Annotated in this window: 17 protein-coding genes, 1 pseudogene and 1 riboswitch; of the genes and pseudogenes, 1 reads left to right on the top strand and 17 read right to left on the bottom strand. The window is 50.6% G+C overall.

Annotated features, from left to right (window positions below):
• Nucleotides 1-45: 45 nt before the first annotated feature.
• The 6 genes from VGK02_04520 to metK form a co-directional block, all read right to left on the bottom strand.
• Nucleotides 46-996, bottom strand: coding sequence for a hypothetical protein (locus VGK02_04520; protein ID HEY3374310.1), 951 nt, complete (start codon nucleotides 994-996; stop codon nucleotides 46-48).
• Nucleotides 997-1,139: 143 nt separating this feature from the next.
• On the bottom strand, nucleotides 1,140-2,480 hold the full coding sequence (gene rsmB / locus VGK02_04525) for a 16S rRNA (cytosine(967)-C(5))-methyltransferase RsmB (protein HEY3374311.1): 1,341 nt from the start codon (nucleotides 2,478-2,480) through the stop codon (nucleotides 1,140-1,142).
• A 1-nt stretch (nucleotide 2,481) separates the two neighbouring features.
• Nucleotides 2,482-3,429 carry a methionyl-tRNA formyltransferase gene (fmt, locus tag VGK02_04530; protein ID HEY3374312.1) on the bottom strand — a complete coding sequence of 316 codons (948 nt, stop codon included), beginning with the start codon at nucleotides 3,427-3,429 and terminating at the stop codon, nucleotides 2,482-2,484.
• Between the two features lie 110 nt (nucleotides 3,430-3,539).
• Complete coding sequence (gene def / locus VGK02_04535; protein HEY3374313.1) at nucleotides 3,540-4,040, bottom strand: peptide deformylase; 501 nt, start codon at nucleotides 4,038-4,040, stop codon at nucleotides 3,540-3,542.
• Nucleotides 4,041-4,089: 49 nt separating this feature from the next.
• Nucleotides 4,090-6,534 (bottom strand): primosomal protein N', encoded by a 2,445-nt coding sequence (priA, locus tag VGK02_04540; GenBank protein HEY3374314.1) that lies wholly within the window; start codon nucleotides 6,532-6,534, stop codon nucleotides 4,090-4,092.
• 269 nt (nucleotides 6,535-6,803) lie between these two features.
• Complete coding sequence (gene metK / locus VGK02_04545; GenBank protein HEY3374315.1) at nucleotides 6,804-8,045, bottom strand: methionine adenosyltransferase; 1,242 nt, start codon at nucleotides 8,043-8,045, stop codon at nucleotides 6,804-6,806.
• 92 nt (nucleotides 8,046-8,137) lie between these two features.
• A riboswitch (SAM riboswitch) is annotated at nucleotides 8,138-8,279 on the bottom strand.
• Nucleotides 8,280-8,843: 564 nt separating this feature from the next.
• Here metK and VGK02_04550 point away from each other — a divergent pair.
• Nucleotides 8,844-9,818: pseudogene (locus tag VGK02_04550) on the top strand (sensor domain-containing diguanylate cyclase).
• 56 nt (nucleotides 9,819-9,874) lie between these two features.
• Here VGK02_04550 and coaBC read toward each other — a convergent pair.
• The 11 genes from coaBC to carA form a co-directional block, all read right to left on the bottom strand.
• Nucleotides 9,875-11,098, bottom strand: a complete 1,224-nt coding sequence (coaBC, locus tag VGK02_04555) for a bifunctional phosphopantothenoylcysteine decarboxylase/phosphopantothenate--cysteine ligase CoaBC (GenBank protein ID HEY3374316.1) — start codon at nucleotides 11,096-11,098, stop codon at nucleotides 9,875-9,877.
• Nucleotides 11,099-11,336: 238 nt separating this feature from the next.
• Nucleotides 11,337-11,579, bottom strand: coding sequence for a DNA-directed RNA polymerase subunit omega (rpoZ, locus tag VGK02_04560; protein HEY3374317.1), 243 nt, complete (start codon nucleotides 11,577-11,579; stop codon nucleotides 11,337-11,339).
• Nucleotides 11,579-12,166: a guanylate kinase gene (gene gmk, locus VGK02_04565; protein ID HEY3374318.1), complete on the bottom strand. Its 588-nt coding sequence runs from the start codon at nucleotides 12,164-12,166 to the stop codon at nucleotides 11,579-11,581. The genes rpoZ and gmk overlap by 1 nt, the downstream gene beginning before the upstream one ends.
• Before the next feature lie 15 nt (nucleotides 12,167-12,181).
• A complete protein-coding gene (mihF, locus tag VGK02_04570) occupies nucleotides 12,182-12,493 on the bottom strand; it encodes an integration host factor, actinobacterial type (protein ID HEY3374319.1) in 312 nt (103 codons plus the stop codon).
• A gap of 472 nt (nucleotides 12,494-12,965) precedes the next feature.
• Nucleotides 12,966-13,691, bottom strand: a complete 726-nt coding sequence (pyrF, locus tag VGK02_04575; GenBank protein HEY3374320.1) for an orotidine-5'-phosphate decarboxylase — start codon at nucleotides 13,689-13,691, stop codon at nucleotides 12,966-12,968.
• Nucleotides 13,692-13,919: 228 nt separating this feature from the next.
• Nucleotides 13,920-14,834: a dihydroorotate dehydrogenase gene (locus VGK02_04580; protein ID HEY3374321.1), complete on the bottom strand. Its 915-nt coding sequence runs from the start codon at nucleotides 14,832-14,834 to the stop codon at nucleotides 13,920-13,922.
• A gap of 24 nt (nucleotides 14,835-14,858) precedes the next feature.
• The gene (locus VGK02_04585) at nucleotides 14,859-15,029 is read right to left on the bottom strand and encodes a hypothetical protein (protein ID HEY3374322.1); all 171 of its coding nucleotides are present in this window, start codon (nucleotides 15,027-15,029) and stop codon (nucleotides 14,859-14,861) included.
• The gene (locus VGK02_04590) at nucleotides 14,989-15,849 is read right to left on the bottom strand and encodes a dihydroorotate dehydrogenase electron transfer subunit (protein ID HEY3374323.1); all 861 of its coding nucleotides are present in this window, start codon (nucleotides 15,847-15,849) and stop codon (nucleotides 14,989-14,991) included. Before VGK02_04590 ends, VGK02_04585 begins: the two co-directional genes overlap by 41 nt.
• Before the next feature lie 75 nt (nucleotides 15,850-15,924).
• Nucleotides 15,925-16,275, bottom strand: coding sequence for a DUF3784 domain-containing protein (locus VGK02_04595; GenBank protein HEY3374324.1), 351 nt, complete (start codon nucleotides 16,273-16,275; stop codon nucleotides 15,925-15,927).
• 33 nt (nucleotides 16,276-16,308) lie between these two features.
• On the bottom strand, nucleotides 16,309-19,566 hold the full coding sequence (gene carB, locus VGK02_04600; protein ID HEY3374325.1) for a carbamoyl-phosphate synthase large subunit: 3,258 nt from the start codon (nucleotides 19,564-19,566) through the stop codon (nucleotides 16,309-16,311).
• A 4-nt stretch (nucleotides 19,567-19,570) separates the two neighbouring features.
• A complete protein-coding gene (gene carA / locus VGK02_04605) occupies nucleotides 19,571-20,743 on the bottom strand; it encodes a glutamine-hydrolyzing carbamoyl-phosphate synthase small subunit (protein ID HEY3374326.1) in 1,173 nt (390 codons plus the stop codon).
• Between the last annotated feature and the right edge of the window lie 25 nt (nucleotides 20,744-20,768).

Raw genomic sequence — 20,768 nt, forward strand, 5'->3', positions numbered from 1 at the left:
ACACTATCGCATAGTATCGGAAGAAACTTGTAGCCGGATAAGAAGCTATAACGGTTCACGGCTTTTCTTAACCATCTCGAATATCTTGATCGTGGTCGCTTCAGGGGGCTCGCTGTTAACTTCGGTGACCGCAAATTTATCTTCGGAAAGCCACGTTATCGGTGATTCATAAAACATATTAGGCCGTAAGAGCTTCTTGTATGCGATCCGCGTCACGTTGTAGATGTCAAAAATGGCAACAGTGTTATTCCCGGTTGTTGGATTTGATTCTATACATGCCAACATGTCGCCTTTTGGCGATAGAGACGGTGAATTGTGGTCGCTTAAAATGAGCCGAGGCGTTGCATCTGTTTCATCAAGCTTAAGCGAATACACGTTATGCGGCAATCCATCAGGGTCATTGAGTGTGGCATAGTTGACGCTCGCATCGAAAAACAGCTCATCCTCGGAAGCCCATGACGGATTATCAGGATTGAGTTCTTTTGGCAGCTCAAGCTTAGTAAGCTTAGTCATCTTCACATCGTAGAGGTACAGCGCATTAACACCATCGCTGACCGGCTTAACCAGCATTAGCCTATCTCCTGATGGCGAAGCGGCCACTGAGTAAAACTCGTTATTAAGCCTAAGCCTGTGTACTTTTTTAAACTCGTCTTGAACGCATACACCGTCCGGGGTAATAAAGTAAAGACCGATTTCTGATATCGATGGCGAAGTGCCGGCAAAAAGCAGTATCTCTACGCCATTTTTCAGCGAGTAAATTGATGAATCGGATGTTAAGGTATCGGCACGCTCGAATACCAGCGTATGCTGATCCTTCAGATATTGCGACGTGAGACCCGCGATTGAATTAGTCTCACGAAGGACTTTTGTCTCTTGACCCTTTATGCCGCGTTTTCCACCTAGTAGCTGCTTGTCATCCGCCTGGGCACATCCATTGAGCAGTGGTAGAAGGGCAAGCATTACTACAAGTGCGCTCCCTAAGAGTACCTTCTTCATATGTTCTATCCTGCAGTTAATCGAACCTATGTAACCCGGGTTACATTTCACCGGTTACATAATAATATAGCGCTCTTAGCTAAATTTAACAATTGATTTGGTGGAGATTGTTTACAATTTGTTAAACTTTTAACATTTGCGGGTTACTCGAAGCGCTTAAGCCGGGCGATAAAGAGCCCGTCTATTCCTTGCGTGGGCATGAGTTGGATCATGCCGTCTCGTACGTGCGGTTTTATGCTCTCAGAAAGATATGGTGCAATATCATCGATAAAGAAGTCGTCCCGCGTCCGCAAGAAATGCTCGACGACGAGGCTTGTTTCCTGCTTGGTTAACGTGCATACCGAATAGACGATAATCCCGCCGGGCCGAACATGATCGGCGACAGCGCTGAGTATCTGCGTCTGGATATTTGACAGTTCGATGATCTGTTCCGGCGTTTTTGTCCACCTGGCATCCGGCCGCCGGGCAAGAACCCCGAGGCCTGAGCACGGGGCGTCAACAAGTATCTTGTCGACCGGCTCTTTGATTACGGATTTGAGTTTGGTCGCATCACCTTGCAGCGCGAGCGTGTTTTTCACACCCATGCGATTGATGTTTTGCTTGAGAAGGTTGACGCGGTTGGGGCTAAGATCGACCGCGACAATTCTGCCCTTATTCTGCATGAGCTGGGCCATGTGGGTGGTCTTACCTCCGGGTGCGGCCGCCACATCAAGTATCGATTCGCCCGGGTGCGGGTCGACTACGTGGGCTATCATCATCGAGCTCTGGTCTTGCACGTAGAATAACCCCTCTTTAAACTGGGGCAGCTGGCTCAAATCACCGGTTCCCTTAACTGCGAGCGCTTCGCTTAAATACCTGCCGGGTTCAACCGTCCAGCCGGCTTCTCTCAGACTCGCGGCCAGCTCGTCCGGTGTGGTCTTTAGCGTATTGACTCTAATTGTGAGCTGCGGCGGTTGATTATCAGCTCTACAAAGCGCTTCGGTCTCTTCAAGACCGAACTCTTCGACCCACATTTTAACCAGCCATAACGGGTGAAAGTACTTCAGCGAGATGTAATCAAGCGGATCGGTCTCGATACTAGGCCAGGGCAATGAATCTCTCTCACGCGAAATGGTTCGCAGCATACCGTTAACGAACTTCGGGATGCCCGGGTGGAAATGCTTCTTCGCGATGTTAACCGATTCATTTATTACCGCATGGTCGGGCACATCCATATAAAAGATCTGGTAAACCGACATACGGATTAGGTCGAGCACAAGCCCGGGAATCTTACCGAGTTTTTGCTTTGAGAACTGTTTGATGATCCAGTCGAGTGTCCCGCACGCCCTGAGCGTGCCGTAGGTAAGCTCGGTTACAAACGCCTTGTCACGGCGGTCGAGGTCACTCTCCTGAAGCTTCTTGGGTAGAAGCAGGTTTGCATAGCTCCCGGTTTTATGAACCCGGTGGATGACCTCAAGCGCAATCTCTCGTGAGGATTTTGCCATATTAACCTAACCTATCGCCGACAGCCAAGCGGTATCCCCGCACGAACTCGGCGCCGGTCATCTTCTTCTTATTTGCCGGTTGTACTTCAACCAAAAGAAGCGGTTCGGTGCCTGTTGCGATATATGGACCACGATTTTTGTCTATATAAACAATCGTGCCGGGTTCCGGCTGATCGAACCCAACATTAACATCTTCGGACGGCCGGACGGCCCGCCAGACCTTAAGCATCATGCCGTTTACGTGCGTGTGCGCCCCCGGTTTAGGATTGAGCGCCCGCACCTGGTTCCGGATTACGTCAGCCGGCTTTTCCCAACGGATCTCCTCGTCATCATCGGTAATTTTACCGGCATAGACAACCCCCGTCTCATCTTGTTTGCGCGGTGTTATTTCTCCACGCTCTAAGCCGTCTAACGTTGCCAGAACGAGTTTGCCTGCTATATTTGAGAGCTGTAAAGCTAGGGTCTCAGCGGTATCTTCCGGCTTGATAGGCGTTTCTGCTTGCATGAGTATATCGCCTGCATCGAGCTCCGGTGACAGCTGGATTATTGAGACACCGGTGATTTTATCGTCCGCCATAATCGCGCGTTGGATTGGGGCCGCGCCTCGCCAGCGCGGAAGCAGCGATGGATGCACGTTAATAATGCCGTACCTGGGCAGATCAAGCAACCATATGGGAATAATTTTGCCGTATGCAAAAACAACGCCGATATCCGGCCGCATATCCTGTATTTGTATTCTAAAGCTCTCATCTTTTAAAGTTGGTGGTTGCACTACCGGAATGCCTTCTTCCAGGGCGAATAGTTTTACCGGGGGTGGGGTTAGTTTCTGCTGGCGGCCAGCCGGCTTATCGGGTATTGTCACTACAAGCAGCAACTCATGTTTCGATTCAATGATATTTCTCAAAACGGGTATCGCCAGCTGGGGCGTCCCCATAAAGAATACGCGCATATCAATTCCCTTCTAAGACGCTATATATCTACAAAGAGCAAACCATTTCACAGGGGTTCCGGGCTGTCTTAATTCGGGTTTGTACCCAATTTTGAACGAACTGCACCTCATTAGAGCAATGGAACGCTGCGCGTGATTTCTTTAAGCACGCGTTTCTTCTCTTCCGCTGTCGTCCGGTCGAGAATCAAAATCCCATTCAAATGATCGACCTCATGCTGCAAGACCCGTGCCTTAAGCCCTTCCGCATCGAACTCAACGGGCTTACCGTCTTGATCGAGCGCTTTGAAATGGATTTTATCTGCGCGAGACACCATCATATAGATGACCTTAGCGCCGACGCTCAAGCAGCCCTCTTCCATATCATCTGTTTCTTCGCTCATCCAGGTAATCTCGGGGTTAATAAAAACCATCAACTTCTCGTCGACTTCCACGACTATGACGCTTTTAAGCACGCCGACCTGGTTTGCGGCCAATCCCATACCGGGCGCCGCATACATAGTATCGATCATGTTCTTAATGAGCTTATGCAGTTCATCATCGATTGTTTCAACCGGCCGCACTTTTTCCTTAAGTACGGGGTCTGGAAATTTTCTAATCGGCAAAATCGCCACGTCTATTCCTCCAATACTTCTACGGGCCATGCTCGACCCGACTTATATCTTACAGAACCCAATTGGGGTCAACATCTATAGATAAGCTTACTACGTTTTGATATGAAGCTGGTACGAACCGTGAAAAATTATCTTCCAAAAAGCTTTTCGCTGTCAAGGTATCCCGTACTTTAAGCAGTATATGCCACCGGTAATCGCCTTTGACCTTGAGAAGCGGTGCGGGCGACGGCCCGACAATGTCGACGGCGCTATCCAGGCCGGCGGCCTCCATTATCTTTGCCGCCCTGCGCGTTAAGCCGACCACAGCCTGTGGGTCTGCACTGCTAAACAGCAATCTGATAATGGTTGTAAACGGCGGATAATAAAGCTCGCGCCGGTGTTCGACTTCCTCTTTATAGAACTCGTCATAATCCCCGGCAAGAACAGCTTGCAGGGGGTAACTGCCCGGTGAGTAAGTCTGAATTACCACCGTGCCAGGCCGCTCACCGCGACCGGCGCGACCGGCGACCTGCATGAGCACTTGAAAGGTATGCTCACCGGCCCTAAAATCCGGCAGGTGAAGTGACGTGTCGGCGTTAATAACGCCCACCAGTGTAACTTCGGGAAAATCCAACCCTTTTGCGATCATTTGGGTACCCAATAGTATCGCAGAGCTTTCGGCCTCAAAGCGTACCAGGCGTTTCTGGTGTGCGCCCTTGCGCGCTGTCGTATCGGCATCCATCCTGATTACGGGAATATCCGGGTAGAGGCGGCTTAGCTCGGCTTCAACGCGTTGCGTACCCACGCCTGGATATTGAATATCTTGAGCGCCGCATTTGGGGCATGCATCAGGGGCTTTAGCCGCAAAATTACAGTGGTGACACCGCAGGCTATGGTTTACTGAATGGTACGTCAGCGATACCGCGCAGTTCCTGCATTTCGGCACAAAACCGCACTCTTCGCAGATGATGAAGTTGGAAAAGCCGCGCCGGTTCAAGAACAGGATGGCTTTGCCGCCGTCATCGAATGTCTCCACGAGCCTGTTTGCTAATACACCGCCGATAATCGGGCGTGTTTCCCCTTTCGGTTCTTCGCGCATATCGACAATCTCAATTCTCGGCAACGAGCGCTCTTGCACCCTTTTATGCAAGAAAAGTGGCCGGTACAGCCCTGTCTCAGAATGCCATTTTGTCTCAAGAGCCGGCGTCGCGCTCCCTAAAACGGTACATGCGCCTTCTAATTCGGCCCGCTTAATGGCCACATCGCGTGCATTATACCGGGGGCTTCTTCCCTGTTTGTAACTGCCCTCGTGCTCTTCATCAACAACGATGATGCCGAGGTTCGACACCGGTGCAAAAACCGCCGAGCGTGCGCCAACAACAACGCGGTAGCGCCCTTCCTGGATACGCCGCCACTGATCGAAGCGCTCGCCCGCACCAAGGCCGCTATGAAGTACGGCGACCGCATCGCCGAAACGCGCCTTAAAACGCGCCACAACCTGTGCGGTAAGCGCTATCTCAGGTACGAGAACAATCGCACTTTTGCCAAGCTCAAGCGCCAGCCGGATTGCGCGTAAATAAATCTCCGTCTTACCGCTACCGGTCACGCCTTGCAGCAAAAACACGTCATGCGTGCTGTTTTCAATAGAGCCGCTTATCGCCGTTAGCGCCACCTGCTGTTCATCGGTCAGCGTAACAGCGGTATCTGTTTGCTTATACAAGTGCTCGGGCTCACGGTGAACCGGTCGTTCCTCAACTCTTACCATCTCCTTGGAGACAAGCCCCTGTAAAGATGAATATGGTGCCGCAACCTCGGCGAGAAGCTTCGCAACCTCCATATCCCCGCGCCGTACCAGCATATCTATGATGTCTCGTTGCTTCGGCGAGCGTTTCAGCTCACGCTCGATATCAGCTTCAGCGAGTGTCGCCGGAATAAGTAACGCGAAGCGCGCGGTTGCTTCTTTGACTTTCGGGCGTTCAAGCTCGCAGTATCGCTCGATGTAACCGCGCTCGCAGAGCTTTGTGATCGCCTGGGATATATTTGCGCCGCCGCACGCGCTCTTAACCGCATCGGCCGGAGCATTGCCGCCGAGCCGCACCAGCGCTTCATATATCTCGGCCTGACGTGCCGGTAGTTTTTCAACGGACGCTTCGGTGATCTTAAGCGATTGGATAACTTTCGACCCATGTCCGGGAGGCAATGCAAGCTTAAGCGCATCGTTTATCGTTGAGAGGTAGTACCGTGCGATCCATCCACAGAGTTCAACCATGGCATGGTTAAACGCCGGTTTTTCCTGGACAACTGCTTCGATCCCGACAAGATTCGGTACATCTGAAGTCGTAACTCGATCTACGACATAACCAACCTGCTTGGTTTTGCCGAACGGTACGAGCACGACCGAGCCGATCTCAACAGATTCGGCGAGATAATCTGGGATGAAATAATCAAATACGCGATTTATTTCACGGACAGGGAGATCGATGATAACCCTGGCAATAAGCGGTTCCTGTGGCACAAATTCTACTCCTTAGGGCTCCATAATAGTTAGTAACGCTTTACATATTATAGCAAATGAACCCGGAAACAGCGCCGGTTAGTTTTCGACCGATCGGTCATTTTTTGCAGGTGGTACTATCCTAGACGGTGTCGGTAATACAGAGAGGCGGGGACAGTAAGCCCCCGCCTCGTATTTTGTTTCTACTATACTTATCACAGTTACGCTTTTTGCTGTAGATCCGGCTTGAAGTTTTTAGCCGGACGGCATTCGCATATTCTTTCGCCTCTTTAGACTAAGCCCTCCGAAACCTCAACCAATTCCCCTGGGCCTGCTTCTTCGCGCAGCGTTGCTGCTTTATCGGTTTTCTCCCAGGTAAAGTCGGCATCTTCACGACCGAAGTGACCGTATGCCGCCGTCTTTTTGTAAATCGGCCGCCTCAAATCGAGATCGCGGATGATCGCTGCCGGGCGAAGATCGAAGTGCTTGCTTATGAGTTCCTCGATCGTCTCTTTTGCGATCTTCTCAGTGCCGAACGTGTCGATCATGACCGAAACCGGGTGAGCCACACCGATGGCATATGCGAGCTGCACCTGAATACGGTCGGCAAGCCCCGCCGCCACGACGTTTTTCGCCACATAGCGGGCTGCGTACGCCGCCGAACGGTCTACCTTAGATGGGTCTTTCCCCGAGAATGCGCCGCCGCCGTGGCTGGCCGCACCGCCGTATGTATCGACGATAATCTTACGGCCGGTAAGACCGGTATCGCCCTGCGGGCCGCCTATCTCAAATCTACCGGTTGGGTTGACCAGTATTTTTACCGTATTGTAATCAATAAGCTCGGACGGGACCGTCGGCTTGATAACATGCTCGATGAGCGCCGGCCTCAATTGGTTATCGATATCGACTTCCGGTGCATGCTGCGTGGATATGATTATTGTATCGATTTCAACCGGAACACCGTCCTCATAAACGGCGGTCACCTGGGTTTTTCCATCCGGCCGCAAATATGGAAGCGTACCGTTCTTGCGCACTTCGGTTAATCGGAGCGCGAGTTTGTGCGCGAGCGAGATGGGTAACGGCATAAGCTCGGGCGTCTCGTTGCAAGCATAACCGAACATCATACCTTGATCGCCGGCGCCTTGCTTGTCGAGGCTTTCATCGAGCCCACATGCATCTGCGGCGCGGGTTTCATACGCGCACTCCACGCCCTGTGCGATATCAGGCGATTGCGGGTCGATACTTGTAATAATGCCGCACGTATCACAGTCGAAGCCGTACTTAGCCCTCGTGTAGCCCACGTCGCGGATCGCCGCGCGTGCGACGCTCGGGATGTCGACATATGTGTTTGTTGTAACTTCACCGGCAACGACGACGAGACCGGTCGTTACAAGCGTCTCGATAGCGACACGCGCTTGCGGGTCATCTTTGTAGATTGCATCCAAGACCGCATCGGAGATCTGATCAGCGATCTTATCTGGATGTCCCTCTGTTACTGATTCTGACGTAAACAAATACCTTCTACTCGACACAATACATCCTCCTTTAATAAAACAAAAAACCCTCGTTCTGAAAGGAACGAGGGCGAAAATTTATACGGCTTAAAATATTAACGTTTACGCCTCTCTCATCTTTCAGAAACCATAATCTCAGTGCATCTGCTTGCGCATCTGCAGGAATTAGCACCTTAAAAACACCGGTCTTACCGGCGTTTCCAGGTTGCCGAGGCTTCACAGGGCCAGTCCCTCCACCTCTCTGGATAAGAGCCTATTATGAATGCTTGCAATCGAATAACCGATTTACCAGCACATTTCAATGTACGTGCAAGAGCACCCTACTAACATCAGATTACCAAATAATAGCGGCACCCGTCAAGTAGTTATCTACCGTAAACTATTAAAGTAATATCTATGTCTAGTCGATAATACTCAAGTATTTGATTTCATGCATGAGGAGACGTCGTGAAAGCCATAGCTGTTGGCGGGCAACAGCCCGAAGTACCGATTCTTCGAACGCTCGCCGAGTTCATACATATAACATCGATAGTAGTTTCCCGAGACGGACAGGCAATAGCAGACGCCGCAAAAAACCTCGGCATCCCTGTTGCCTATGAATGCAGCGATCTCGGGGGCGGAGACGCCGATCTTATCATCGATTTGTCGGGCTCAAAGTCTATCGCATCCAAAATTCGCAAGGACCGGCCGACAGCCCAAGTTATCGATTTAAAAACCGCCCAGATTATCTGCGATCTCGTACGAACCGAAAGCAAGGCGACACACGATATCATCAACACCCTCACCCGCGAAAATCGAGCACTGTACGAGATTGGAATGAGCCTTGTATCTACCGGCGATCTTTCCGAGGCCTACATAACGATCGTCCAGCAAGCCCTAAAACTAATTGAGGCGCCTGGAGGCAGTATCGGTATTTATGATGAGAGTTCTGGCTCTATAGCCTGCGTCGGATCGCAAGGGTTTGGCAAGAATACGGGCAAGCACAAGATCATACGGGTACCGGCAGGCCATTTTACTCAATATGTGTTAAGCCAAAAGAGCCCTATCGTTGTGCCCGATGTTACACACTACCCCGACTTTGATCACGCTGAAATTGCTCAAGCGGGGATCAGATCACTTATTGCCTGCCCGCTAATATTAGCGGATCGTGCGGTCGGTATCTTATTCGTAGGCGACTACCGGATACGGGAGTTTACAGCCATAGATGTCTCCGTGCTCTTTATGCTCTCAAATTACGCAGTGCTGGCAATAGAAAAGGCCCGCTTGCTGCAAAACTTGACCACCATGGTCGTAACTGATGACCTAACCAAGCTTAATAACTACCGGGGATTAACACAGCAGCTTGAAAAAGAATTTAAGCGTGCTAAACGCTACAAAGAGCAGCTCTCCCTCATCCTTATCGATATCGACCGCTTCAAATGGTATAACGATACTCACGGCCATTTGAAGGGCAACGATTTACTCGTCGAATTTGCGTCAATTCTCAGGCAAGAAAGCAGGGCTTCCGATACGGTTGCGCGCTATGGCGGCGAGGAGTTTATCATCATCTGCCCGAAAACCGACAAGCAAAGCGCGTATCAGCTTGTAGACCGGATTCGCGACAAGATCGATAAGCGAAACTTTACTTGTAGCTGTGAAAACGGCTGAAGCCACATAACCATGAGCGCAGGTGTCGCTTGTTACCCGGATGACACATCCGATCCATATGATCTGATCGAGAAGGCGGATGCCGCACTTTACCTCTCCAAGGAAAACGGCAGGAACTGCGTTACGATGTACAAGTGCAACTAATCCCCTGCCCCGTTGTCTGGCTTAGCGTAGCAGCCGCGATTGAAATCCGTCCGATCTTAGCGCTGTAGCTGCGTTAGCGCATCTTTAATCCAATTGAGAATCTTTTCCGCTAATTCATCTTTACGGTAAGTTGCAGGCTCGCCGATCGGACCGTTATTATCAATCAGAACCGCCAGGTTAAAGTCGCTTCCAAAGCCGACACCGGGTATCGAAATATCGTTTGCAACGATGAGATCGAGACTTTTACGCTGGAGTTTGTCGGTAGCGTGCTCGATCATGTTTTCAGATTCAGCCGCAAAGCCCACGATAAGCCCTCCCGCTTTTTCCGATGCAATCGCGTGCAAGATATCGGGGTTGAGTTCTAAACCAATATTCTTCGGCATACGCTCTTTCTTAATCTTCTCAGACTTCGCTATAGAAGGACGAACGTCGGCAACGGCAGCACTCATAATTACGACTTCAGTTTCTTCCAGATTATCCATTACCGCCTCATACATCTGCTGCGCGGTCTCGACATTGATGCGCGCAACACATGATGGCGTAGCGAGCGCCGTCGGGCCCGAAATAAGAGTCACATCAGCGCCACGTGCGGCTGCTTCTTCTGCAATTGCGTAACCCATTTTCCCGGACGACCGGTTACCGATATAACGAACGGGGTCAATCGGCTCGTGTGTGCCGCCGGCCGTCACCAGAATCGAGGTGCCTTTGAGATCGTTTGCGTGAGCGAATAAGCCGTGCACATAGTCTATGATTCTACTTGTTTCCGGGAACCGCCCCACGGCTGCCTCCTCGCCGCAGGCAAGTCTTCCGATCTCAGGGTCGATGATGTGAAAACCACGGCTTTTTAACACCTCGACATTGTGCTGCATAGCGGCATTTAGCCACATGTGGTTGTTCATGGCCGGCACCATTACCACGGTGCTGCGTGCTGCTAGAATGGTTGTCGAGAGCGCATCATCGGCAATACCATACGCGGTTTTTGCTATGATATTGGCGGTAGCAGGCGCAATGAGCAGGATATCCGCCTCTTCGCTTATGCGAACATGGCCGATATTAGCGGAACTCTCCATGTCGAAAAGGTTAGTCAATACAGGCTGCCCGGTGACTGATTGGAAGGTAATCGGCCCAACAAAACGCGTGGCGTTTTGGGTCATGATTACCTTAACGCCAGCGCCTTCACGAGTGAGTTTACTTGCGAGATCAACGGCTTTATATGCGGCGATACCGCCACATACGCCGAGCGCAATTATTTTCCCTTTGAAGATTCTGTCGTTTTCCATAGTCTATCATCCCTATTATTACGATCATAAATGTTGTGCCGAATTTACAGGCATTATAAGTAATTATAATATATACCGCATGCTTTATCGAGCGGCACCGGTGCTGACCGCTACAACTAATAAACTCATATCTCGCCTGCTGTAACCACGTATCGCCTTGTTCATACTAAGCTCAAACAAAAAAGCGGGACGTGGTGTCCCGCTTTGTCTTAACTATAAGTACATTATTAAACATAACTTACTTGATACTTTCGACAACCCGCTCATATGTGACCAGGTCCTCCGAAATCTCCCCAAGCGCAATTGTTAACGGTTTATTGGAGAGCGCCTCTATTTGCGGCGGGCGTACCCGCACCAGGTCATGGCGCTTTATCGCACTGAAATAGTCGTTAATCTGGCGTGCTCTTTTTGCTGCAGCAATTACCAGCGTATACTTACTATCGACCTTCTCCATCAGTTTGTCGATATTTGGCCTAGCCACTAATTATCACCTTCACCTTTGTTTTTTTGTCGTTCTTGCTGCACGATGTGTATTAACTCATCTGCGGCTCTTTCTATCTCATCATTTATTACCACATAATCGTACATCTTAGCAAGCCTCATCTCGGCTTCAGCATTCTTAAGCCGGTGTTCGAGCTCGGCTTGCGTCTCGGTGTTTCTAACCCTAAGACGGCCTATTAGCTCCGCCATCGACGGCGGTTCGATAAAGATGAGAACTGCGTCCGGCGCTTTTTGTTTGATGCTCGCCCCGCCCTGTACATCAATGACCAGTACAATATCATTGCCTATTTTAAGTTCGTTTTCCACCATCGAGCGCAATGTACCGTAATAGTTGCCGTGAACTTGTGCGTATTCGAGAAAATCCCCTTTTTCAATATGTTTCTCGAACTCTTCCCGCGTTACGAAGAAATAATCGACCCCGCAAACTTCACCGGGGCGCGGATTTCTAGTCGTCACAGAAATTGAGCGAGTAAGAGAGGGGACTCTCTTGAGAAGTAATTCCGTGAGAGTCCCCTTACCTGCGCCTGATGGACCAGATATGACAAAAACCTTTGGATCTATGCCCATCTAATTCACCTATATTTATTTGCTAACTGAACTAATCAGTATTTCTTTCTGCTTGCTGCCGAGGCCTTGTACTCTTCTTGTGGGGCTGATGCCAGCATCCTGCATGATTTTCTGAGCTCTTGCTTTACCAATGCCCGGAAGTGATTCCAGCAAACTACTAACTTTCATTCTGGAGACGATTGGGTCGTCGGTCTTATTGATAATGTCTTTGACGTTAACTTCCCCACCCTTGAGTTTCTTCCTAAGCTCTGCTCTTTTTTGCCTTGCCTCTGCTGCTTTCTTTAAGGCTTCCGCCCTTTGTTCTTCTGTAAGTTTCGGTAACGGCATAACTCCTCCTTAAGTTAGGTAGTTGGACTTTTAACGGTGATTATATGCGATAGCTAGCTGAATGACAAATCTTTGCTAGAAATTGGCGTCGTACGATGCTTCGTATTGTGGTGGGACGTACAGCTGACACATCTTCGCTATGAAATTCGCTCGGCTGTGCCGGTTGCCAAAGATTGCAGTGGTTCATCTAAGGCTATCAGTCCTAGATCTTGAGCTACCTGTCTACCCCTATCAATCTAGCTAGCAACGTGTATTGTGTACTCCCCTCCCTTCCCTTAATTTTTATCCTATTCAAGGTATGCATGAATTTATTTTGTTTAAAGGGTACCGTCTGACCTGCTTCTTTATCTTCAATTCTCTGCTTGTACCCCGTTTTCCTGCTTTTATAAAAATATTTTTCTTAATAATTGTTCGTTTCTCAAGCGTACGGGCTTATTTTGTATCGTACAACCTTTAACAGACTACAATCACCCTACGCGCTTGCTTGCCGTATCTGCGCAATGATACTTGCTGCGGCCTTCGCCGGGTTATCGGCCTCGGTAACAGGACGCCCGACTACCAGGTATGACGACCCCGCGGCAATCGCATCAAGCGCGCTCATGACCCGCTTTTGGTCGTGGACGGCATCGGCGGCCGACCGTATTCCCGGTGTAACGATTATAAAATCGTCACCGAGTTCACATCTCAAGCCTTCAACCTCGTGCGGTGAAGCCACAACGCCATCCAACCCGCTCGTCTTTGCCAGTATTGCCAACCTGGTGACTTGCTCCGATATTGAGCCCGCCACTCCTATTTCCCCAGCTCGCTGTTCGTTTAAACTGGTCAGCATAGTTACACCAAGTAATATTGGCTGCTCAACACCAAATTCTTCAGCCGCACGCTTCGTAGCGGTGGCAGCTTCGCGCATCATATCCGCGCCGCCCATGGTGTGTAACGTGGTCATACTCACGCCCACCCGCACAATCTCACGACACGCGCCGGCTACGGTGTTCGGTATATCGTGCAGCTTTAAATCGAGAAATATATGGTTCCCGAGATTTTTAACCTGATCGACTACATCTCGTCCTGCCGACAAAAACAACTGCAGGCCGACTTTATAGAAACATGCTTGGTCTCCGACTGCCCGGCACATCGCTACGGCATCTGCAGCGGTATCGAAATCCAGTGCGATTATCAGCCGTTCTTTCGGCCCTACCATAGTAACCCCTTTGTGTATAACAAACTACGTTCGGCCTCTAGCAGCAGTCCTCTTTCATACTTCCTGCATACATGTACCGAACCAAATAAAACCAGAATAGAGTACCTCTTGTCAAACGAAATTCACTAATTGTTGCAATTTACTTAGGATGAAACAGGTGGAAAACGGATCTAGCGGCAGTGTTGAAAGCTGTGGCGTAAGCTGTTGACCATAATGTTTTACTTGGGCCTATGCTTGCACCTTGCCGACAAGCTGTCGGACATCCTTGATTTTGCGCTCTTTGCAGAATGCTTCTATGCCGTCGACTATATCGAGCATCGCCCGGGGGTTTGTAAAGTTGGCGGTTCCGACGGCAACGGCGGAAGCTCCTGCAAGGAAGAACTCGATTGCGTCCTCTGCGGTTGTGATGCCGCCGATACCGATAATCGGCACGTTTACCGTCTGCGCTACTTCCCAAACCATCCGTACGGCTACCGGTTTGACGGCAGGTCCGCTCAAACCACCGGTGATATTTGCAAGCTTGGGCTTAAAGGTATTGATATCGATCGACATCCCGACCAGTGTGTTTATGAGCGATATCGCATCCGCTCCCGCGCTCACGACGGCTCGTGCAATTTTCGAGATATTGTAGACGTTCGGCGTGAGCTTTACGATTAGCGGTAAATCGGTGTTATAACGGGCCGCGGCTGTTACCTGCTCGGCAAGCCGCGCCGATGCGCCAAACGCCACGCCGCCTGCTTTTACATTTGGGCAGGAGATGTTTATTTCAATGCCGCTAACGCCTGGAACGCCACGTAAATCGCGGCAGAGCTGGGCGTATTCTTCAAGCCTGTTGCCCGCAATATTGATGATTACCGGCGTTTTGAACTTTCGCAAATACGGCAAGTCGTGCTCGAGAAAGTGGTCGAGACCCTTGTTCTCGAGACCTATTGCGTTAAGCATTCCCGACGTGGTTTCACAGATGCGCGGCGGTAGATTACCGATACGTGGATGCAGCGTCACTGTTTTTGCGACAATCGCTCCGAGTTTATTCAAATCGACAAAATCGCTATACTCACGCCCCGAGCCAAACGTTCCCGAGGCCGGCATTACGGGGTTCTTCATTTTTATTCCAGCTAAACTAACGTTCAAGTTTACCGTCATAGTTGTGTTATGCCTGTTCGCAGGCTATTCCTCTACTTCCTCGTCTACGATAATATTCCGAAGCTCTTCTTTGTCTTTATGTCGATCATAGCCCTCGCCATCGTGGATTCTCTCTCTTGGATTGATCGCCCAGGTTTTCCGGATCTTCTTCGGTTCAACTTTTATGTGAAGCTTTTGCTTTTTCGCTCTCATCACGTCCGGCAGAATGCCCCTGATCGCGTCCTCTCGATAAATCCCAAATTAAATCATTAGCGTTAAAAACAGGGCCGTCTTTACACGTCATTTTGTAACCGTCTTTCGTGGCAACCGCGCAACCCAAACACGCGCCAATACCGCACGCCATCTTCGTTTCAAGCGATACCTGGCAGATGATGGCGAAATCATCCGCGGTCCGAGCGATTTTCTTTAACATCGGCTCGGGGCCACACGCGTAAATGACTTCAGGTCGTATCTGGTGAACCGTCCGGTTAAGCAGTTCGACAACTGTGCCGTGGTGTCCGAAACTGCCGTCATCGGTTGCGGCGTATGTCTTTTTTGACATGCGTTTGAAATCGATATAGCGAAACATCTTATCTCTCGTCTGTGCTCCAAGCATGCTATACATGAGCACATTTCGCTCCATGAGCTCTTCTGCCAGGAATAAAAGAGGTGCTACGCCGAGTCCGCCCCCGATAAGAAGCGCCGAGCGGACGTCCTCGGAATACTTGAAGCTGTGTCCCAGGGGGCCGATCACGTCGACCGTATCGTGCACTTTAAGTTTCGATAGTGCGTCGGTACCCTTGCCGGCAATTTGAAAGAGTATCTCAAAAACCCTGCCGGGAACTACTTTATGGATACTAAACGGCCTTCGCAAAATATAATTAGAATTTGGGTCACTGCACAAGATATGGACAAACTGACCTGGGCGAGCATCTCGCGCGATCTCAGGTGAAACGAGCGTGAGATTGATAACCCCAGGCGCGATCTCTTCTCTTCCTATTATATCTGCTTTTACTTGAAATATTGTTTTCGCCATAAGCACCTAATTACTTAACGAATCGATTAGTTCCCGGTTACGCCCAACTAGGGCTCCTTTTAAGTGTCGAAAGCTTTAGCTATCGTTACTTTGATTCTGTTCTGCACTATCGCCGCGCTTCTCGTACCGTCTGCTCCCGTAAAACGTAATAACGAGCAGTACAAAAAGCGCAAACATTGCGATGGTCGATACGAGCGTCGCCGTGGCTGACGCAAGAAACATCCGCCCCAGCCCGGTAGCAGTCAAAACGAGGCCGATTAAAATAAGATTAAGGCCGTTCCACTTGGCATAACCCTCTTTATCGGCAACCTTGTTAGGGTTAAAACCAATCATAAGCTGCGGCATGTGCCGGAACTTGATCATATACCCTGCGAACATAGCCACGAGCCCTATAATAACCGCTAAAATACTCGAAGAACTACTCATCGACTCTCCTTATTGTGCAGGTGATACGAGCCATTATTCAATACCCACCGGGGCTTCGGTGATTTGTTTCGCTTCCAACGTTGTTTTATGGTAATCCTGGATGGCCTTCACATCAAGGTCTCCGCCAATTAACGCGTCAATCCCTTGTACAACGGCCGTTGCCGCTGCCAGCGTTGTTATGCACGGGACACCGTAGGCCGCCGACGTGGTTCGAATCTCATACCCGTCGACCCTGGCACCGCGACCGGATGGTGTGTTAATGACCAGGTCGACCTCTCTATTCTTAATAAGGTCGATGACGTTTGGCCGCCCTTCCTGCACTTTTTTGAGCGCTTCTGTCGGTACACCGTTTCTCGTAAGCATCGTAGCCGTGCCCTTGGTCGCGTAAATCTTAAAACCAAGCTGATGCAACCGCTGAGCCGGGAATATTATCGAACGTTTATCCTGGTTGCGAACACTGATAAAGACGCTCCCTTTTTTGGTCGGAAGGTTCAGCCCGGCGCTTATCTGCGCTTTCGCAAACGCTATACCAAACGATGTGTCGATACCCATGACCTCGCCGGTCGATTTCATCTCAGGCCCAAGAACAGTATCTACCTCCGGGAAACGCCCGAACGGTAATACCGCTTCCTTGATAGACACATGCTCGATAGTCGGCACTTCAAGACAATCCATCTCCTTGAGCGTCTTGCCAATCATAACCTTTGCCGCGATTTTTGCAAGCGGCACACCGACCGACTTGCTGACAAACGGTACCGTACGTGATGCCCTGGGGTTAACCTCAAGCACATAAACCGTTTGCCCCTGCACGGCGTACTGAATATTTAGGAGGCCCCGTACAGTTAGTTCTTTCGCTAGCTTTATTGTGTATTCCTTTATTTGATTGATAATTTCATCGCTTAATGTATAGGGCGGAATTACGCAGGCAGAATCGCCTGAGTGCACGCCGGCTTCTTCGATGTGTTCCATAATACTGCCGATGAGAACATCGTCTCCGTCGCAGATCGCATCGACATCCACCTCTATAGCTCCCTCGAGGAATTTATCGATAAGGATGGGATGATCCGGCGACGCTTTAACCGCTTTTACAATATAAGCTTCGAGTTTATCCTCCGAATAGACGATTTCCATAGCGCGGCCACCAAGCACGTAACTCGGGCGAACGAGGACCGGGAAGCCGATCTTACGCGCCACTTCGAGCGCCTCTTCGTAGCTCGTCGCCGTACCGTTTGGCGGCTGATTGATTTCCAGGTTGCGAAGGAGCACGTCGAAGCGTTTTCTATCTTCAGCAAGGTCGATACTATCCGGCGACGTACCGATGATCGGAACGCCTGCTTCACCAAGCGATTTTGCAAGTTTAAGAGGCGTCTGGCCGCCGAACTGCACGATAACCCCTTTTGGTTTCTCTTTTTCGACTATGTTCATGACGTCCTCATAAGTCAACGGTTCGAAATAGAGGCGGTCTGATGTGTCGTAATCGGTGGAAACCGTCTCCGGGTTACAATTGACCATAATGGACTCAAAGCCCTCTTCTCTCAGGGCAAATGAAGCGTGGACGCAGCAGTAATCGAACTCGATACCCTGGCCGATTCTGTTCGGACCGCTGCCGAGAATCATAACTTTATCTCTCGTTGACGGCGCAACTTCGCACTCTGACTCATAGGTTGAATAGTAGTACGGTGTGTGGGCCTCAAATTCGGCGCCGCAGGTATCTACCGTTTTAAATGTGACAACAATACCGGCGTCGATACGGCGTTCACGCACCTCAAGCTCGGTTGAACCGGTTAGATGCGCGAGTTGCCGGTCTGAGAACCCGTAGCGTTTTGCCTCGCGCAAAAGCTCATCAGGCATATCGGCCAGGCTAAAACCTGCGATTTCTTTCTCCGCCTCGACGATTTGGCGCATCTGGTCGATGAACCAGGGGTCGATCTTGGTAAGTTCGATAATCTCATCATCGCTCATGCCGTTCTCGAGCGCGTACTTTATATAAAACATGCGGTCCTGATTCGGGATCGCCAGTTTATTATTCAATTGGTCGGGATCGATCTCGTCCTTGCCGTCACCGCTTAAGCCGTAACGGTCGATTTCAAGCGAGCGAATCGCTTTTTGCAGTGATTCTTTAAACGTGCGCCCGATCGCCATGGCCTCACCGACCGATTTCATCTTGGTCGTAAGGGTCGCATCGGTCTCCGGGAACTTCTCGAACGCCCAGCGCGGGATCTTGGTTACCACGTAATCGATAGTCGGCTCGAACGATGCCGGCGTCTCTTTGGTGATATCGTTTGCGATTTCATCGAGTGTGTATCCCACGGCAAGTTTTGCCGCCATTTTGGCGATTGGGAAGCCTGTCGCTTTAGATGCCAACGCCGAGCTACGGCTTACGCGCGGGTTCATTTCAATAACGACAACCCGGCCGTCCTCCGGGTTAACTGCGAACTGGATATTTGAACCGCCGGTTTCAACGCCGATTTCGCGGATGATCTCAACCGACGCATCGCGAAGCACCTGGTATTCGACATCGGTAAGCGTTTGCGCCGGGGCAACGGTGATGGAGTCGCCGGTGTGGATGCCCATCGGGTCAAAATTCTCAATCGAGCAGATGATAACGACATTATCCTTGAGGTCGCGCATGACCTCGAGCTCGTATTCTTTCCACCCAATAACCGATTCTTCGATGAGACATTCCGAGACCGGTGAGAGCATGAGACCGTTTGAAACGATAGCAACATATTCTTCCATATTGAAAGCGATACCACCGCCGGTGCCGCCAAGCGTAAAGCTCGGGCGAACAACGAGCGGGAAGCCAAGTTCGTCGGCAAGCGCTTTTGCGTCGTTGAGGTCGTATGCAAATCCGCTTTTCGGCACTTCAAGGCCGATTTTCTCCATCGCTGCCTTAAACTCGCTGCGATCTTCCGCCTTCTTGATTGCCGGCAACTTAGCACCGATAAGCTCGACGCCATACGTATCGAGTACGCCGCTTTCAGCAAGCGCGACAGCGGTGTTTAAGCCGGTCTGCCCGCCAAGCGTCGGCAAGAGCGCCTGTGGCCTCTCCTTTGCGATGATTTTCTCGACGATCTCCGGGGTTATCGGCTCGATATAGGTGCGGTCGGCAAACTCCGGGTCGGTCATGATCGTTGCCGGGTTGCTGTTGACCAGCACAACCTCAAAACCTTCCTCTCTTAGCACTTTGCATGCCTGAGTGCCCGAGTAGTCGAACTCGCACGCCTGACCGATGATGATCGGCCCGCTTCCGATTATTAAGATTTTCTTGATATCGTTTCTTCTCGGCATAATCCTACCTTTTTGTCGATTTCATCAATTCAATAAACTGCTCGAACAAATATCGGGCGTCGTGCGGGCCTGGGGCCGCTTCCGGGTGATACTGTACTGAAAACGCCGGAATATCGAGGCAGCGTAGTCCCTCAACCGTTCCGTCGTTTAGATTAATATGGGTAACCTCGATGTTGCCGACCTCGCTTTTGCCGGCCCAACCGCCGAGCGGGATTGTTTGACCTACTTGCCACGGCTGTTCGCTGACATCGAGCGAGGCGGGATTCACGGAGAAGCCGTGATTCTGGCTGGTTATCTCCACGCGGCCGTTCAGCAGGTTCTTGACCGGCTGGTTGCCGCCGCGATGGCCGAATTTTAATTTATATGTCTCTCCGCCGATCGCCAGCGAAAGCAGCTGGTGCCCGAGGCAGATACCGAAGACCGGCTTCTTGCCTAAGAGTTCGCGGATGGTTTGTATCGCATAGGTTACCGCGGCCGGATCGCCAGGGCCGTTCGATAAGAAGATGCCGTCAGGATTCATCGCCAGCACTTCATCGGCCGGTGTTGTCGCCGGCACAATATTGATGTTGCAGCCCGCCTCGGACAAGCAGCGGATAATATTCGCCTTAATTCCAAAATCATACGCGACGACTTTATATGCGCCGCCCTGCATGCTGTTCCACGAATACGGTTTCTCGACCGTCACATCCTTTACTAAATCGCGGCCGACCATTGACGGCGAACCCTTAGCCTTATCTATTACAGCCGCCTCAGTGTCACCATCGCCCGAAATCACGCCGCGCATAGCCCCGGCGCTTCGGATGTGTTTTGTGAGCGCGCGTGTATCGACGCCCTCAATACCGACGATTCCGTTTTCGGCCAGATATCCCTGGAGCGATCCTTTTGCACGCCAATTGCTGTGAATATTCGAAGCCTCGCGTACAACAAAGCCCTCGACAAACGGTTTTCTCGATTCGCTATCGTCCTTATTAACCCCATAATTTCCGATAAGGGGATATGTCATCGTAACGATTTGCCCGGCATAGGATGGATCTGTCAATATCTCCTGGTAACCGGTCATGCTGGTGTTAAAGACAACTTCACCGCTCGTTTCACCGGCGGCACCGAAGCCATATCCGTGAAAAACCGTTCCGTCTTCGAGTGCTAATATTGCTCTCTTCTTGTTTAGAATACCCATGCTTCTCCTTTGGCGTCTATTATGC

This window comes from Candidatus Aquicultor sp., from assembly GCA_036504445.1.
GTDB lineage: Bacteria > Actinomycetota > Aquicultoria > Aquicultorales > Aquicultoraceae > DASXVE01.